Below are 15,994 nucleotides of genomic sequence, written 5' to 3' on the forward strand. Positions count from 1 at the left end.
AAGGGAGTAACATAAAAGATATGAAAGATGCTTACTTAAACATAAGTGAGATCGTACATTCGCTCAAAATTGACCATAAAACACTTATGCAGTGGGTTGATGCTGGCAAATTTCCCCCTCCAAAAAAAATAATCAATGATCGCTTTACCATTTGGAGTTACGCCGTTATCGAAAAATGGATTTCAGAACAAAAAGAGCACCAGGATTGGTTTAATGATATTGATCCAGATTCTTAAAGGTCTTACTGTGAAATAAAGCTTAAATTTTATTATTCTTATTGTAAAAAATCGTCTTGAGAATAGTATGTTTTTTTAAAAGCCTTTAGACTTAAAAAATAAATAAAAAAGGACTCCAAGCAGACAAATGGGTAGAGCTAAAATGAATGATTCTTTCGGTGTATTAAAAATACTTTTTAATGCTTCGCGGTAATAAAAACCAACCATCAATAAGATTAAAAAAAGGCCTAAAATGCGAGCAAAATCTGACTCCATAATCAATTGAGTCGTTTATCAGTGTTTCTAGCTTGCTTGAGAAGAATGTTTTCCATCTCAGTCTCTTTAGCGCTTCTTTCCTTCCAGGAGATAGCTTTTGATGTGGCATACTGACCCTTGTATTCCTCTTTAATTAACTTGTTATACTTCCACCCCTCGATCAGCTTCTCATTACCCTTGCTGTCACTCCAAGAGATTTTTGTGGTGGTTGGCATAATGTCATAGTAATCAGCAGGAATCTCCACCACATCATAGCCAATCGAATTAAGTTTACATATTAGATCTTCCGCTCCAACATTGGATTCAAGGATCTCATCTTCAGTAAGCTGAAAAGCTTCAATCTCAGGATAGGTTTTGGCCAGATAGATTTGCAAAGGTGAGCCTTTAGGGATAACAACACGATAAATTAACTCGCTATTAACTTCCTTCGTAAAAAAATCCCAGTAACTAACTGAACCTCTGTGCCATATCTCCTCAGCCGAAGCCTTGATCACGATACCGTGTTTTTCCAGACTTTCGTCTTCATCATCAAATAAATTAAAATCTTCTGACATGTGTATATCCCAAATTGAATGCTATGAATGATTAGTGAATGCTTAAAAAGTTGCCTATTCTTCCAAATAATTGCTAGTTTGTCGAATCAAGATTTCTCTTTTGAACAATAGGCCGCTATGAGAGACAAGAATCCCATTAAAGAGAGATAATAACCCACATAATCAAATCCAAAATTATTAGCAAGCCACAGAGCGATAAAAGGTGCAAATGAAGCTCCTAAAATACCGGACAAATTAAATGACAGCGAGGCTCCGGTATACCTCACCTCGGTTGGAAAGACATTGGACAACATTGTCCCCAATGGTCCATAAGTTAAACCCATTAACGCCATTCCAATAAATAAGGTCATCATTACGCCAATCGAATGAATGTTGATCACCTCTTCCAGAAATAAACCAAATACCAAAATAAAAAAGGATGTCACAACCATTATTTTTCTTGGGGTTAACTTATCGGCAAAATAAGCGGATATTGGAATCATTCCAGCAAAAAAGAGTATCGAGTAAAGCTGAATTACGAGAAATTCCTCATCAGTAAAATTGAGATGCTGAATCGACCAACCTGCAATAAATACAGTCATCAAATAAAAAATTCCGAAGGTGGCGATGCCGGTGAACGCGGCTAAAAATAAAGGCAGTTTTTGCTCTTTAAATATATTTGCTATTGGAACATTTTGATGAAGTTTTTTGTTTTTACTAGCTTTAATGAACTCTGGAGTTTCAGAAATTTTTAATCTGATATATAAACCAATTGCAATTAATATTGCGCTAGCAATAAATGGGATTCGCCATCCAAAGTCAAGAAAATCTTCCTTGCTTAACATTTCAGTTAAAATTAAAAAGATTCCGCCAGACATTAATAAACCTAATGGTGCACCCAATTGTGGAAACATTCCAAACCAAGCACGCTGACCCTTCGGTGCATTCTCAACAGCCAACAAGACTGCCCCTCCCCATTCACCGCCTAAGCCAAAACCTTGACCAAACCTGCACAAAACAAGCAATATTGGTGCCAAAATGCCAACAGAATGGTAACTGGGGAGTAATCCAATCATAATGGTCGACAAACCCATCGTCAATAAAGCAGCAACAAGTGTAGCCTTGCGACCAATTTTATCGCCAAAATGTCCAAAGAAAGCAGAGCCTAAGGGTCTGGCAAAAAAAGCTACCGCAAATGTGGCTAATGATTGCAGCATTTGAGTAGTTGGACTTGATTCTGGAAAAAATAGATGAGGGAAAACCAAGATGGCCGCATTGGCGTAGATATAAAAATCAAAAAATTCAATGGTCGTGCCCGCCAAGCTAGCCATTAAAACGGTTGTTTTGGAATTGGATTTATTTGTCATTTAAAGCTTTTCAGATAGGTTAATCAGATGACAATCTAACACAAAGCCTCATAATCTATTATTGCTGAGAATCCGGGACAAATTTTAATACCGCACTGTTGATACAATACCTCTTTCCAGTAGGTGGAGGTCCGTCATTAAAAACATGACCCAAATGAATCCCTGAGCTAGCGCTTAGTACTTCTACCCTCATGCCGTCGTCATGAAATGATAATGCACCTGGAATTGGATCAAAGAAGCTAGGCCATCCTGTCCCGCTGTCAAACTTCGTATCACTTCTAAACAATTTAGCTCCAGTGAGTGGGTCTACATAATAGCCTGGCTCTTTGTTATCCAATAATGAACCTGTGAATGGATATTCGGTCCCGCTTTCAAAAGCAATTTTTCTTTGTTCCGGAGTCATAGTTTGCAAGCTAACCCATTCCCAGAATCTCTTTTTATCTCCGTCATAGCCTGTGTATCGAGCAATTTCTTGTTGGTTTTTGGTCATGACTATCGTCGGAGTGACCATAATAGGCTCACTTAGCTGAATTGACGAATCATTAAAGTCGTAAGTTTCGGTAAGCGCAACTTCAGACTGCCACGTATCTGTCACATCCTTTTTAAAGCGATGACAGGAGGAGCAATCTTCCGCCTCGTAAACAACAATTTGTAATTCTTGAATGATTTCTGTGGCTACATGTTCTTGCTTCATTTTTCCGGCCTCTAACAAAGGAGCAATACTCAATAAAAAGATAAAAATTATAGGAATTGCTAGGTAATTTTTCATTAGTTAAAGATTATAAATCATAATATTTATGATAGATTATTTTTGTAACATAATGTTCAAAATTTAATAAATAATTATTATTTTCAATAACTTATTTATATTTATTAATGTAATTAATCTAAATATTTTCATTGAAATAAATTTTATTTCTTGTACTCTAATAGGCATGAGTAAATTTGATAGGTTAATATCTCGTTTTCACACTGACTCTGTACGCTGGGATAAGTATAACAAGGATATCATTCCTCTTTGGGTGGCAGATATGGACTTTGAGACCCCCCAGTGTGTCATTGATGCCATGACAAAAAGGCTGGACCATAAAGTTTTTGGTTACACTCACGCACCTGATAGCCTCAAAGAAGAAATTACTCGATATATTCATGATCAGTTTAATTGGAGCATTGATCCTGAATGGATTGTTTTCACCCCTAGTCTGGTCTCTAGTCTTTATTCCATTGCACAACAAGTCACCCAGTCTGACGAGCATGTGTTGACACTGCAGCCGGTTTACCACCATATCCTTCAGGCGGCTTCCTTCTCTAACAGAGACTTTTCCGCAGTCCCGCTAGAGACTGATAATCGTCGACTAATCCTTAGCGAGGACGGACTGAAGCATTACCGACAAAAGAATACTCGCTTACTGTTTTTCTGTAATCCCCATAACCCAGGCGGGTCTGTGTATTCTCAGGCAGAACTCAATGATATTGCAGCCTTTTGTGTCAACAATGATATTGTTATCTGTTCGGATGAAATTCATTGCAATATGGTTCATGCTGGACACCAGCATATCCCCATTGCCAGCTTATCTGATGACATTGCTGACCAATCCATCACATTAATGTCCTTAAATAAGGTATTCAATATCCCGGGAGCTGGCTTAGCTTGGATGATTTGCAAAAATAAAGACATGCGAAAGAAGATACAAGCGCAAATTGGAACCCTAATTCCTGATCCGCAAATTTTCAGCTACATCAGTACCCAGGCTGCTCTTCATCATGGAGACCCTTGGCGACGAGAACTTATTCAATATCTTGAGAACAATAAAAAATTACTGCAAACTCACATTACAGAGATGCAACCATTAGAGTTATATACGATGGAAGCTAGTTATTTAGCGTGGATTGATTGTAGCCAATTAAGAACTAAAGATCCGGCGCAATTAATCTTAGATCATGGGCTTGCGTTGCAGCCAGGATCAATGTTTCAACAAGATGACCATGTAAGAATTAATATCGCCACACCCAAATCTATTCTCAGTGAAGCTTTAAACAGAATGCATGCCGCTATAGATAGACTGCAAAGCTAAAATAAATCTTTCAGTTTTTTTAATTCTTTAATATTCTCAAAATCACCAAGCTCAGACTCAATTTTTTTAATGGCCTTTTCAGCTTCTTGATCAATTTGTTCTTTTAAGTTTTTTTCAAGATCATGCACTAAATTTTTAAAATTAATCGCTCTCTTTAAGTCTTTTTCCATGGAGTCAACAAACACTCTCATCAATTCATCTGCCAACAACCCATTCTCTTTTGCCCCGATGTTATTTAATTTAATAGTGGGTAGCTGGACTGACAAGGTCTGACTCGAAGCAAACGGCATAGCAGCCTCAACTTCGGTATTAATCATCTCAAAGGAACGAATAATAATTTTTTTACTTTGCTGGGTTTTCGATTGGCTAGAGATTTTATCCTGCTCACCAATTGGCTTATGTTCTTTATCACTACTTTTTTTCTTTAAATTTTTATCTATGTTTTTTTTCAGCTCAACAAAGTTAGTTTTGCCGTCATTAAACTCATACAAGATATTTGCATGATTAATAAAAACTCTTTCGATAATGACCACGTCATCTAAAATACTACCCACATCAATATCCAGCTCAGCTTGGTCAAAACGGAAAGCATATTTGGTTTGGAATCCTACTGGATTCCCTTGTTGGTAATTATTAAGAACGCCAACACCCTCTTTTAAATTTAGTTTAACCTGAGCTAGGCTCACATTGGTCTGTGTCGCCTCTGAAGCAGATGTAACAATAATCTCTCGGACAATTTCATCAAGATTATCTTTTAAAAAAACGAATAATCCTGATATCACTATCAAAACAATCAATAAAACAACTAACAACTTTTTCACAGCAAAAACCTAAAATTACTATTCATAAATTATAATAATTTGTCTTTTTTTTTTAGTCAATTGACTTCAGGAAATTGATATCTTTAAATGTCGGAAATAAAAACTAAACTAAAATAATTCACCATAAACATCATAACTATAAAAATGATAGTGACGTATTTAGTCTCTTTTTTAGTTTCATCAACAAAAAAAGGAATTTTTGGGACATTCAGTAATACAAAAAAATTAAAGGTAGCTAATACGGCTATCCAAAATTCTGCGATAAAACGATCCCTAAAAAAGAAAAGCGCCGCCGAAATTAATAATGCTGCATAAAATGATTTTCTCCAGGTGGTTTGACTATTTTTAATTTCAAAAATTATTTTTTGCATTTCAACTACCTTTTAACCTTAATAAATTTTGATCGTATTGTTTATTATATTTAACTTGATACTCGTCACAGAATTCATCCTTATTATTTTGACTCTTGCCGATTGATTCTAACATTTTGGTCGAGTCATAATTTTTCTCTAATTCGAGCGATTGCAGTTGCCCTTTTGTTCGATCATTAATGGGCAACATATGAACAGCTATCCCTTTGCAAAGCTGGGAATTAACTATCTCAATACCTGGACAGTAATTAGATTGAATGAAGTCGCCATCAAGACAATGATTGATAAAGGCATTAAAGTTATCCATTATCATCTCGGCATAAATTGGGAAAGATAAAAAAATTAAAAATAGCCGGAGGCTTATTTTAATTTGCCCTTTCTTGCTGAAGTTTTTCAAATGCTTTTTGGAGCTCTTCTGGCGACATTGATTCATAATCAATTTCACCCTCTTCCACTTCTTTTTTGGGTGCTTCGCAAAAGTAATTACAGTAAATTGTTGAGATAATTTTATAATTAATGGCTAACCAAAGTATAACCATTAGTAAAACACCTATCCGAATTAACAATCTTTTCACACACACCTCAGCTTCTTCAAAAAGTTTGACATCATATTATACAAAATACTTAAGCAGGTAAAACCTTTAAATAAAAAAATGTCATATCAATGTAATCATTAAACTTCTGTGGCACAATACGGTCCATTAAAAAATATTAAAAAGAGTTTTATATGGCTTCAGACTTTAACTATTTAAAAGATCACTTTCCTAAAAATTTTAACCAAACTGTGATGGAGCATCAGGCAGTCAATAAGGTACTGACCTTTTGTAATAAAGACACACAATTTTTGCTGTTTACTGGTATGTTCCATGAGGTCAATGGCGGTAAAGGCATTACGGATGACTTAGAAGTTTACTTAGTAAATTATTTAGCAGAAAAACTTAAGGTTACCGCATTTGGTCGGGCTGCTGCTTATGTCTTAGAAGATCAAACCAAATTTATTGGTTACGACATTAAAAGTACGGACAATGAAATATGGTCTCAACAAAATATATTTGAAGCTAATGAAGAAGGTCGAGTAACTAAGGTCATTGATAAATTTAGCAATACCAGCGATACCAATCCTATATGCCCCTTAGTCAGTCGTTACTTTGAAAAAATTGATTTTCCCGATGACACTCTTGAGTTTTTGAAAAATCTTCATGCACAAGTGACACCGAGCCTGGTTGAAATAAAACGCTCATAACAGCTTTTAAGAATTATGACCGACTTGGCAGATGTGACTACCTTCTCCAAATAATTTTTGACACATCACTGGGTTTAAGAAAACCAAAGCAACGTAAATTACGACAAAGGCTATCAATCCATATTTAAGATTTTTTTTCATGATCTTAATAGTATCTATATAAATGCCAAAATCAAGGCATAAATTACTGGTTAACAGTGTAGAATCACATCTCTTAAAATAATCATCTAAAATATTTATGCAATACTCTGTTAACGAAATAAAAACTAACCTTCTGAGTGGTCTCACAGTAGCACTAGCCATGGTACCTGAGGCAATTGCATTTGCCCTGATCGCGCATGTTTCACCTTTGACTGGGCTTTATGCAGCCATAATTGTGTGTTTAATTACCTCTGTTTTTGGTGGTCGTCCTGGAATGATTTCTGGAGCCACAGGTGCATTAGCGGTGGTCATGGTTGGCTTAGTCGTAAATCATGGAGTGGAGTACTTGTTTGCTACAGTGATTTTAATGGGTCTTTTCCAGCTAATTTTTGCTTTATTTCGTTTAGGTAAATTTATTCGCATGGTCCCCTATCCGGTGATGTTAGGGTTCGTAAATGGATTGGCAATTGTAATTTTTCTAGCTCAGTTTAATCACTTTAAAATTACAGATGGATCTGGAGTTAGTCAGTGGATGAATGGAATTGCCCTCTATACAATGGTAGGACTCACATTATTGACGGCGCTATTAATCTATTTGATTCCAAAAGTGACAAAAATTATCCCAGCGCCTCTAGGAGCGATCGGTATTGTTTCATTCATCACTATATTTTTTAGTCTTGACACCAAAACCGTCGCTGATCTTGGAGTGATTGGTGGGAATCTCCCAAGCTTTCAGATTCCAGTCTTGGATTATAATTTTGAAACTTTTCGAATTATTACCCCTTACGCTATTCTTCTTGCTGCAATTGGTTTGATTGAAACTCTGCTGACACTAAATCTTATTGACGATATGACAGAGACACGTGGAAGACCCAATCGGGAATCTATGGCTCAAGGTGCAGCGAATATAATTACTGGTTTTTTTGGAGGCATGGGTGGCTGTGCAATGATTGGTCAAAGCATGATCAATATTAACAACGGCGCTCTAAAAAGATTATCTGGTATCGCAACAGCAATTTTTTTAGCGTCCTTTATTCTTTTTTTATCTGACTGGATAGAAATGATTCCACTAGCCGCTTTAATTGGGGTGATGTTTGTGGTCGCTGAAAAAACTTTTGAATGGGGAAGTTTAAGATTGTTTGGCAAAGTCCCTAAGGAAGATATTATTGTAGGTCTTTTAGTTGGAGGCATCACCATCATTGCAGACCTGGCTATCGCCGTAATTGTGGGTGTTATTGTCTCAGCTCTATTCTTTGCATGGGATCATGCAAAAAAAATTACTGTAAAAGAAAAAACAAATAAAAAAGGATGGAAGATTTATGAATTAAATGGGACTCTTTTCTTTGCCTCTGTTCAAAATTTTCAAGATCTTTTTGATTATAAGAATGACCCAAAGGACGTGATCATAGACTTTAATAACTCAAAAGTGGTTGATCATTCTGCAATAATGGCAATCGATAACATTGCCAATAAGTATAAGAAAATTGGCAAAAAACTTCACTTAGTGCATCTAAGTCCTGAGTGTCTTGAAATTTTAGATACCGCCAAAGACATGGTCGAAGTAAATCTTCTGGAAGATCCAAAATATCATATTGCCGATGATAAATTAGCTTAAATTAAAATGTTTAAACTGAATAAAATATTGGCACATCATAATAGTTTATAGTAGAATACCGACTTCTAAATGATGTCCCCATCGTCTAGAGGCCTAGGACACTGCCCTTTCACGGCGGCAACAGGGGTTCGAATCCCCTTGGGGACGCCAACTAAATACTCTCAATAACAGTAAATACAAGGCATTCACAAGCACCCTATTTAAATTATCCTTCTAGTGTATGTTATGGTGTATGTTTTATAGGTCTAGAACGCACATAATCGCTCTCTGTGAGACTTTTTTATCCAATTGGTTTGCACATAAATAGTGCTAGTTAATATAGTGAATATATACAGAGTGATTGTTACACATCAGAGGTTAACAATACCCACATAAGTCATTGATTTTATTAGGAAAAATCTTGATTGTTTTTCTGTGTAAGTTATTGATTTTAAAGGACTTTTTGTAACTGACTCCCTCTAGCAAAATACACCTAAATTGATTAATAAATAAGCATTGAGAAATACCCCCATAGTTTCAATGGTTTATCTTTTTACTATCAGTCTATCCACAAACTAGTCCACAGATAATGTGGATCAAACTTGATAAACTTGATTGTTTTTCAAAATAACTCCAAAAATTTGCCTGACCTAGATATAGATATAGCGACCCCCACATACCCCCCATATGCCACTTCAAATATGGGACTCCTACATATCGCCTTTACTCTAAGACTTGCATGAATAGTAATGAAGGGATGAAAGCACTTATATTCTTAATGTTTCTTTTGACTGCCTCTTGCCACTCCCCAGTTCATATGGTTCAGGAATCATGTTTTGAGAAGTATTCAAATTTTGAAGATGTTTTTTATTGCGTCAAACCAAGATTGTTATCTCAATATGGAGAAGGTACAAGAGCATATAGAAAATCTCAAGCATACATAGAGATATATCTCGCTCAAGGGGAAAAGATTTTAAGGAAGGTTGATAATGGAGATATTACAGATAGTGAAGCATTATCATCTTAGCGAAAGTATGCGTCGGGCGCCGTTTAAAACAATGAACCCAATGATAACACCGATGATCAAGTCCGGTATCTGAGACCCTGTCAGGGCCACCAGGGTTCCCGCAATGATCACGCCGGCATTGGCCAGCACATCATTCGCCGAAAATATCCAACTGGCTTTCATGTGGGCGCCCTGGTTACGCGATTTAAATATCAACAGTAGGCACACAATGTTAGCGAGCAAAGCGATGGTACCCATGCCCATCATGAGTGTGGAGACGGGTTCGCTCCCAAAGATCACCCGTCTCAGCACTTCAATTAAGACGCCCAGTGCAAGCGCAAGTTGTAACCAGCCGGCCAAGTGAGCCGCTTTGAGCTTCAGTCTGGCAGACTTGCCCACTGCATACAATGACACACCATATACTGCAGCATCGGCAAACATATCCAGCGAATCGGCTATAAGACCGGTGGATTGCGCCATAATGCCCATGCCAAGTTCAAGTACAAACATGCTGGCGTTAATGGCCAGCAACCATCTTAACACCTGCGCTTCCCGCGTTTCATTGACCTTTGTGGCTTCCTGGGCGGCTTGAATCGTATTGTGATCGATAGAATCGAATGAAACTAAGGTTGCGCCAAGCCCAGCGGACCTCATGGTTCTTTCCACTGTCTCCGCAATATCGGGGTGATATACCCGCACTCTGCGGTTGGGGATGTCGAATTCAAAAGTGAGCGCTTCACCAAGGCTGGCAAACGCGGTGCGAATCAGGTTCTCTTCCGATATGCAATCCATCTTCGGAACGTCAAACACGCTCAGGTGACTCGGCTCAGCTTGAACATCACTTTTTCTTTGCGATTCAGGTTGCTCTGACTTGCCTTGACTGGGGTTACAACCGCAACAGGTCTTTGAGTCTACAGACATAAATGGCTCTTGTTTACAGGATAAAGCATAGTGTAAACTCTATAGTAACTATAGAGTCAAGGGTGGAGTGATGAAAATTGGTGAACTGGCAAAGCGCAGTGGCTGCTCAGTGCAGACCATTCGGTACTATGAGAAGGAAGGGCTTATATCGGCCCAATCACGTTCTGAGGGTAATTTTCGCCTTTACGATAAGCAGACACTTGAAAAACTCCTGTTTATAAGGCATTGCCGCTCTCTGGGTTTAACCTTGAAAGAAATCAAACAGCTCATCCTGCTTCAAAGCACACCAGAATCCGATTGCGAGGAAGTCAACGATATAATCAATACCCATCTTCACCTTGTGGAATCGAGTATTGAAGAGCTGAAAAAACTTCATAACGATTTGAGTGCCTTGAGACATCGCTGCACGCCCCCAAAAACGGTCGGCCAATGTGGAATCTTAGAACGCCTAGTCGAAAACACTTCAAGCAAGAGTGATTCCAAAGTTTTATCAATGTCATAGTTCGCCATTCTTTTTTGCCCTTTCTAAATCAATAGAACCTCTTGGTCTTGTTGTATAAGTATCCAAGTAATCTATGTCTTTCCTACCCACTAATGTATTCCAGTCATCAGGAGTAAGATCGCGACCCCCACATACCCCCCCATATGCCACTTCAAATATGGGACTCCTACATATTGCCTTTACTCTAAGACTTGCATGAATAATAATGAAGGTATGAAAAACCTACTCATCCTACTTTTACTAATTCCTATGGTTTCTTTTGGTGAATCAAAAGAGGAGAAGATAAAATTATTTATCGAAGAAGCAATTAAAAGAAATATTGCTCTTAATGAAATAAAAAGAGTCCTTAAAGAACGAGGATACTCACTAAATAAAGAACATACTGAATTACTTCAGAATTATAAGAAAACTATCAGGTTAAATTGTGCTTATAAAAGTGAAATTGGAAAGACTGACTTTACTGCCAAAAAGATTTACGAAACTTGTCTCGATAAAAACGGTGTAGAAGATAAATGAGTAAAAAAGACAAAGAACTGGGTCTATGCCCATTAGATGAACTACTTCCTTATACGATGCACATGATGGAAACTATGTGGTCTTACGATGAGGAAAAACAAAAGAAGGTAATCAAGTTAGAAGACGAAAGAATGGCGAGACTACTTAAGAAAAAACTAAAGGACGAATATGAAGGATAAATTATGGAAACTCTACTAATACCCTTTGTCATTGGTTTTATTTTAAACTTGGTTATCCCAATTGAGAGTTTAGTTAACCAAAAGAAAGACCCGTATAAACCTAATGACGCAGTTACTAAATGGATAGATATTATTTTTGGCACAATAGGTTGGACGATTATTGTTTGAATACCATTTTATATTCTTTTCCTCTAGAACAACCTTGAGTCTACATCCTTACTAATCCAGTCTTCCGTCTGTTGCTTCATGCCTACCCAGTCCTTTACTTCTTTCTCACTCCATAAGACTGCACCATTATGCAGTTCTAGAGGTTTAGGGAAGAGACCATGCTTTGCTAATAGTGATACTTTTTCTTTACTAATTCTTAATGCTTTTGCTATTTGTTCGGCAGTTAGGTAGGTTTCCTTCATTTGATAAATGTAACATAAATCAAAAGTTACACTACAAATTGTGCTATTCCGTCTTTAAATGAGAAATCAATATCACGATTTTCAGTGAATGTAATAAAGATATTTGATGGTTTTACTCCAACTGCTTCATGTAAATCTGCGACACATTTTTTATAAAACGCCTGTTTTGCTTTGTCAGGTCTGCCTGCACGCATCACTAAATGCATCATGATTCTATCTTCATCACGACCTTGATACTGTAAACAATGAGACGGTAATTCATGCACAACTTGATAACGGTCGTCTTCTGGGAAATTCATAGTTTCAATAACTGCATCATTAATAGTGTCAGTTACTTTCTGAATGTAATCTTTACTTTTACCATTGAGGATATTAATAGTTACAAAAGGCATTTCTACTCCATACTAAATGTGAAATAAAATACTACCAAAAATTTGAGTGTGACACCTAAATAATATCCCATATGGGTGGGAGGCAATAAACCCCATTACAATATATTTAACCTTTTTATAACTTCTAAATAATCCATACACCCTATGGTATATATCTATATAGGTGTTCAAATAGTGAGTAGGAAATATCTTTTTATCCTCTTGACTAAATCATATAGAGAGTAATCATATAACTCATAATTCTAGACTAGTTCATATAGTGAGCAATGGTGTTTGATTAATTCAAATAGTGAACAGAATTATTACTTCCAAATACCTCTAAAGGCATTTGAATTTGCCATACCTGCATCCAACTTTCCTTTGCATTCATCAAAACCGTGCAAGGTGATGCCATATAAACTGCATTTGTTTCTGCCACCTTGTCTTGTTTTAACAATAAATCCAGCATCTATTAGTTCGTTAATTGCTTTCTGAAGTGTGCCACTTGAATGCCACCCCTTTTGCTTCATTATAGAAAAGGCACAAGAGAAATCACCGTTATTGTGACCATTGTATTGTGCAAACAATTGAATATATAGTTTTGTTGCATTTCCAGAAAGAAGTGCAAATTTTTCATGATTCAGCATAAAGTGTGGAAGAGCAACAAATCGCTCTCCACTTCTTTTAGGATGCTTTTTCCTTACCATCAAATATCTTCTATATCAATGTTTTGGTTTTTGAGACTCGTTGAGATGAGGTTTTCTGCTTCCTCTTTAGCATCTTTATAGGAATCTTTGGAAGACTCTCTTATCAACGATTGCCGACAACCTTCTAGCGCACTAGGAAAACTAGTGTAACTTCCCTTATGACGCCACTCATCATCCATATTTTTTCTAGGAACTCTTGACTGTAGTTCCCACGCATGTGGAGTGGATGTTATTCTTAATTCATTTCCTATGAAAACTTTTGGCATTACTCCACTCCTCTTTTAACTTTTGTATTAACCCAATTTTCTATGTCATTTTTTTTCCATACAGTTACTCTATCGGATAATTTAATACCACTTGGAAAACTGTCAGTTGGGTCTGATGCTTTTGACCAAATTGTTGAACGACCCATATTTAAATACTCTATTAATTGGTTGATTCTCAAGTAACCATTTTGATGTTGTTCCATTGTTTTTCCCTTGATATGATTAATCTATAAGGACTTATAAAGTCCAGTTCATATTGGTATTAAATACTTACTTATTAACTAAATCAGGGTATAAACTTACGTGTCTTTTAATCCCCCAGTAAGAAATTTTGATGATTGGGTAGAGTTACTTCAGAGAACTTTGCAGAACAATAATTGGCATGATTTACATGAGGGTTTTAAATGTAATTTTTACTTTCGCAAACTTAAAGACACGCTTGATTACTTTGAAGAAAACCAATTCAACATTCCCACAGAGCATTGGGACTGGAAGAACATCAAAGACTCTATAGATAGAAACCTCAATCTATGGTCTGCCTTTTGCCAATCGTTTTCACTTCAAGCATGTATGTTGGGTAGTGCAACCAAGCAAGATATAAATACAGTAATGAATATGTTTATCAGAGCAGAGCAATTCAGTATGTTTAAAGACCGACCAGATGATTTTGATACAAACTGGAATTTGCTCACCTTTGTATCAGAAGCATTTAAGAAATTTAAGCATGATGAGAACGTTAATACACTAGACCAAGCATTTGGGTTAGTAGGCACACAAGGCAAGCGTCAGACCAACCCATACTATGTTCCTGACTGGGTCTTTAGAGTTGTTGCAGACATAATAGATAACGACATCTCTGCCAATGATGCATTTAAAAATGAAGACAAAAAGACCTCATATAATGACTTTGAAACCATGAAGGCATACTTCCAAAAGAAACAACATGCAGACAAGAACTATAAGTGGATTGGTTTAAATAGTTATCTTCATGACAGAATCATTCAAAAGAGAAGTGACTTAACAGATAAAGAAATCAAAAGAGTTGAGTCTATATGGCACATCACCCTTCCAAGTAAACTTGAGGTCTATTGGACTAATGCTACGTTTGCATTTGCGAAGATAAAAAGTGTTAAAGCACAAGTAATTAAAGGTAAGTCCTCAAAGACTAAACACTAGACGACCTCTTGCGCCTTCATATAAAACTGTGCTTGATTATCTGCCCAGTCTGAAAAGTATTGCACCAACTCCCTTCTCTCATCTAAAAAGTCTTCGTCACCTAAATAAACTTTTCTAATGGTAGTCTTGGTGTATGCGTGAGTTAACTGTGACTCAATACGTTCTTCTGTAAACTTCTTGGATTTAGTAAGCACAATGTTAAACAATGTTCTGAAACCATGAAGGGTTACTTCATTATCATCTAGTAAATTGCGTAAGAAGTTTCTAAAGGTATTGTCACTCTTTGGTTTATTAAGGTCTTGTTGATGACTGACAAAGATATAGTCATTAAGATTTGTAGTCACACTATGTTTAGCAAGAAGTTTTAACTCTGTAACTGCTTGAGTTGGTAAAGGACATCTAAACTGCTTTCTATCCTTCATATACTTACTAGGAATAACTAATACATCACCTTGCACCCATGACCATTTAGCATTCAATAATGACCCAACACGAAGTCCTGTGACCATAAGAAGGTATATAAAAGTATTGTTAACATAGTTCTTACTTTCGCCTAGTAAAACAATTAACTCACCAACTCTATGCTCTTTTAAATACTCAAAGCGTTTATTCTGTGGTTTCTTAATGAGACTATTACCTTCAAGAAGTTTGCAAGGGTTAGAACCTCTAAACCATTTTTTTTCAATAGCATGGTTAAACACAACACTAATTAAACTCTTTGCCTTGCTTGCAGTTTGTGGTGCATGTTTGTATATATCCTCTACTACCTCAAGAATTATTGCATCATCAATGTCTGACAGTGGAAGTGAACCTAGAGTATGTTTTAGATACTTGTTGTATATCCCTTTCCATCTTCTTTGGTGTCTTTCAGAATGCTTCTTCTGGGTAACATTGATATAAGTTTGTTCCTGAACATGTTCAAAGGTTTGCTCAAGGTTAGATATAGCAACATACTTCTGCTTTTTACGTTCAATACTTGGGTCTTTACCATCTTCCCACATCTCTCTATAGGTATCCCTAATCTTTCTTGCTTCTGCTAATTTAATATCAGGATAGAACCCAATACCTCTGTTTGCCTTCTTTGCACCATAGAGTTTTACAAACCAATATTTACTATTATCTTGCTTAACCCTTAAATATAAACCCAACCCATCTCTGTAATCCTTCTGTTTTAGGTGCTTTGGACACTTTAATGACTGAATCTTTTGTTCATTTAGCAAGTTTATTTGTGCCATAGTGTATGTTCCAGTGTATGTTCTAGTGTATGTTTTATGACTAGATTCTATCAGACTATATTGATATGT

24 protein-coding genes and 1 tRNA gene are annotated in these 15,994 nt (G+C 36.5%); 11 read left to right on the plus strand and 14 right to left on the minus strand.

What is annotated here, in order from left to right; all coding sequences use genetic code 11:
- The first annotated feature begins 20 nt into the window (after positions 1-20).
- Positions 21-236: a helix-turn-helix transcriptional regulator gene (locus tag QFA95_RS03625; protein WP_486462180.1), complete on the plus strand. Its 216-nt coding sequence runs from the start codon at positions 21-23 to the stop codon at positions 234-236.
- Between the two features lie 257 nt (positions 237-493).
- Here QFA95_RS03625 and QFA95_RS03630 read toward each other — a convergent pair whose 3' ends face one another.
- The 3 genes from QFA95_RS03630 to msrB form a co-directional block, all read right to left on the minus strand.
- On the minus strand, positions 494-1,045 hold the full coding sequence (locus QFA95_RS03630) for a hypothetical protein (protein ID WP_486462181.1): 552 nt from the start codon (positions 1,043-1,045) through the stop codon (positions 494-496).
- Between the two features lie 86 nt (positions 1,046-1,131).
- Positions 1,132-2,391: an MFS transporter gene (locus tag QFA95_RS03635; protein WP_486462182.1), complete on the minus strand. Its 1,260-nt coding sequence runs from the start codon at positions 2,389-2,391 to the stop codon at positions 1,132-1,134.
- 58 nt (positions 2,392-2,449) lie between these two features.
- Entirely contained in the window at positions 2,450-3,160 is a 711-nt protein-coding gene (gene msrB, locus QFA95_RS03640; protein WP_486462183.1) for a peptide-methionine (R)-S-oxide reductase MsrB, read from the minus strand.
- A gap of 166 nt (positions 3,161-3,326) precedes the next feature.
- Between msrB and QFA95_RS03645 the strand changes: the two genes are divergently transcribed.
- The gene (locus QFA95_RS03645) at positions 3,327-4,466 is read left to right on the plus strand and encodes a MalY/PatB family protein (protein ID WP_486462184.1); all 1,140 of its coding nucleotides are present in this window, start codon (positions 3,327-3,329) and stop codon (positions 4,464-4,466) included.
- Here QFA95_RS03645 and QFA95_RS03650 read toward each other — a convergent pair.
- The 4 genes from QFA95_RS03650 to QFA95_RS03665 all read right to left on the minus strand — a co-directional run bounded on the left by QFA95_RS03650 (position 4,463) and on the right by QFA95_RS03665 (position 6,197).
- On the minus strand, positions 4,463-5,287 hold the full coding sequence (locus tag QFA95_RS03650) for a hypothetical protein (protein WP_486462185.1): 825 nt from the start codon (positions 5,285-5,287) through the stop codon (positions 4,463-4,465). The two genes, QFA95_RS03645 and QFA95_RS03650, sit on opposite strands and share 4 nt — an antisense overlap.
- Before the next feature lie 83 nt (positions 5,288-5,370).
- On the minus strand, positions 5,371-5,658 hold the full coding sequence (locus QFA95_RS03655) for a hypothetical protein (RefSeq protein ID WP_486462186.1): 288 nt from the start codon (positions 5,656-5,658) through the stop codon (positions 5,371-5,373).
- A 1-nt stretch (position 5,659) separates the two neighbouring features.
- A complete protein-coding gene (locus QFA95_RS03660; RefSeq protein ID WP_486462187.1) occupies positions 5,660-5,965 on the minus strand; it encodes a hypothetical protein in 306 nt (101 codons plus the stop codon).
- 58 nt (positions 5,966-6,023) lie between these two features.
- Complete coding sequence (locus tag QFA95_RS03665; RefSeq protein ID WP_486462188.1) at positions 6,024-6,197, minus strand: hypothetical protein; 174 nt, start codon at positions 6,195-6,197, stop codon at positions 6,024-6,026.
- A gap of 188 nt (positions 6,198-6,385) precedes the next feature.
- Between QFA95_RS03665 and QFA95_RS03670 the strand changes: the two genes are divergently transcribed.
- The 4 genes from QFA95_RS03670 to QFA95_RS03685 all read left to right on the plus strand — a co-directional run bounded on the left by QFA95_RS03670 (position 6,386) and on the right by QFA95_RS03685 (position 9,663).
- Positions 6,386-6,901, plus strand: coding sequence for a hypothetical protein (locus QFA95_RS03670; protein WP_486462189.1), 516 nt, complete (start codon positions 6,386-6,388; stop codon positions 6,899-6,901).
- 238 nt (positions 6,902-7,139) lie between these two features.
- Entirely contained in the window at positions 7,140-8,657 is a 1,518-nt protein-coding gene (locus QFA95_RS03675) for a SulP family inorganic anion transporter (RefSeq protein ID WP_486462190.1), read from the plus strand.
- Between the two features lie 74 nt (positions 8,658-8,731).
- Positions 8,732-8,807: transfer RNA gene (locus QFA95_RS03680), tRNA-Glu, on the plus strand.
- Positions 8,808-9,393: 586 nt separating this feature from the next.
- Positions 9,394-9,663, plus strand: a complete 270-nt coding sequence (locus QFA95_RS03685) for a hypothetical protein (RefSeq protein ID WP_486462191.1) — start codon at positions 9,394-9,396, stop codon at positions 9,661-9,663.
- Here the strand turns inward: QFA95_RS03685 and QFA95_RS03690 are convergent.
- Positions 9,655-10,563: a cation efflux transmembrane domain-containing protein gene (locus tag QFA95_RS03690; protein WP_486462192.1), complete on the minus strand. Its 909-nt coding sequence runs from the start codon at positions 10,561-10,563 to the stop codon at positions 9,655-9,657. The genes QFA95_RS03685 and QFA95_RS03690 overlap by 9 nt on opposite strands.
- 70 nt (positions 10,564-10,633) lie before the next feature.
- On the opposite strand from QFA95_RS03690, the gene cadR reads away from it, so the two are divergent.
- From cadR to QFA95_RS03710, 4 genes are all read left to right on the plus strand, one after another.
- The gene (cadR, locus tag QFA95_RS03695; RefSeq protein ID WP_486462193.1) at positions 10,634-11,065 is read left to right on the plus strand and encodes a Cd(II)/Pb(II)-responsive transcriptional regulator; all 432 of its coding nucleotides are present in this window, start codon (positions 10,634-10,636) and stop codon (positions 11,063-11,065) included.
- 213 nt (positions 11,066-11,278) lie between these two features.
- Positions 11,279-11,581: a hypothetical protein gene (locus QFA95_RS03700; RefSeq protein ID WP_486462194.1), complete on the plus strand. Its 303-nt coding sequence runs from the start codon at positions 11,279-11,281 to the stop codon at positions 11,579-11,581.
- Entirely contained in the window at positions 11,578-11,760 is a 183-nt protein-coding gene (locus QFA95_RS03705) for a hypothetical protein (protein WP_486462195.1), read from the plus strand. The genes QFA95_RS03700 and QFA95_RS03705 overlap by 4 nt, the downstream gene beginning before the upstream one ends.
- A 3-nt stretch (positions 11,761-11,763) precedes the next feature.
- A complete protein-coding gene (locus QFA95_RS03710) occupies positions 11,764-11,928 on the plus strand; it encodes a hypothetical protein (protein WP_486462196.1) in 165 nt (54 codons plus the stop codon).
- A 23-nt stretch (positions 11,929-11,951) separates the two neighbouring features.
- Here the strand turns inward: QFA95_RS03710 and QFA95_RS03715 are convergent, their stop codons facing one another.
- The 5 genes from QFA95_RS03715 to QFA95_RS03735 all read right to left on the minus strand — a co-directional run bounded on the left by QFA95_RS03715 (position 11,952) and on the right by QFA95_RS03735 (position 13,717).
- Positions 11,952-12,170, minus strand: a complete 219-nt coding sequence (locus QFA95_RS03715) for a helix-turn-helix transcriptional regulator (protein WP_486462197.1) — start codon at positions 12,168-12,170, stop codon at positions 11,952-11,954.
- A gap of 26 nt (positions 12,171-12,196) precedes the next feature.
- Positions 12,197-12,562: a tautomerase family protein gene (locus tag QFA95_RS03720; protein WP_486462198.1), complete on the minus strand. Its 366-nt coding sequence runs from the start codon at positions 12,560-12,562 to the stop codon at positions 12,197-12,199.
- Positions 12,563-12,864: 302 nt separating this feature from the next.
- Positions 12,865-13,248, minus strand: a complete 384-nt coding sequence (locus QFA95_RS03725; RefSeq protein ID WP_486462199.1) for a hypothetical protein — start codon at positions 13,246-13,248, stop codon at positions 12,865-12,867.
- Entirely contained in the window at positions 13,248-13,514 is a 267-nt protein-coding gene (locus tag QFA95_RS03730; RefSeq protein ID WP_486462200.1) for a hypothetical protein, read from the minus strand. The genes QFA95_RS03725 and QFA95_RS03730 overlap by 1 nt, the downstream gene beginning before the upstream one ends.
- The gene (locus QFA95_RS03735; RefSeq protein ID WP_486462201.1) at positions 13,514-13,717 is read right to left on the minus strand and encodes a helix-turn-helix transcriptional regulator; all 204 of its coding nucleotides are present in this window, start codon (positions 13,715-13,717) and stop codon (positions 13,514-13,516) included. Before QFA95_RS03735 ends, QFA95_RS03730 begins: the two co-directional genes overlap by 1 nt.
- A gap of 100 nt (positions 13,718-13,817) precedes the next feature.
- On the opposite strand from QFA95_RS03735, the gene QFA95_RS03740 reads away from it, so the two are divergent.
- The gene (locus QFA95_RS03740; protein ID WP_486462202.1) at positions 13,818-14,690 is read left to right on the plus strand and encodes a hypothetical protein; all 873 of its coding nucleotides are present in this window, start codon (positions 13,818-13,820) and stop codon (positions 14,688-14,690) included.
- On the opposite strand, the gene QFA95_RS03745 is transcribed toward QFA95_RS03740, so the two are convergent.
- The gene (locus QFA95_RS03745) at positions 14,687-15,925 is read right to left on the minus strand and encodes a tyrosine-type recombinase/integrase (RefSeq protein WP_486462203.1); all 1,239 of its coding nucleotides are present in this window, start codon (positions 15,923-15,925) and stop codon (positions 14,687-14,689) included. The genes QFA95_RS03740 and QFA95_RS03745 overlap by 4 nt on opposite strands.
- Positions 15,926-15,994: the final 69 nt, after the last annotated feature.

The sequence above is a fragment of the Candidatus Methylolitoribacter marinus genome, from assembly GCF_051853155.1.
GTDB lineage: Bacteria > Pseudomonadota > Gammaproteobacteria > Burkholderiales > Methylophilaceae > BACL14.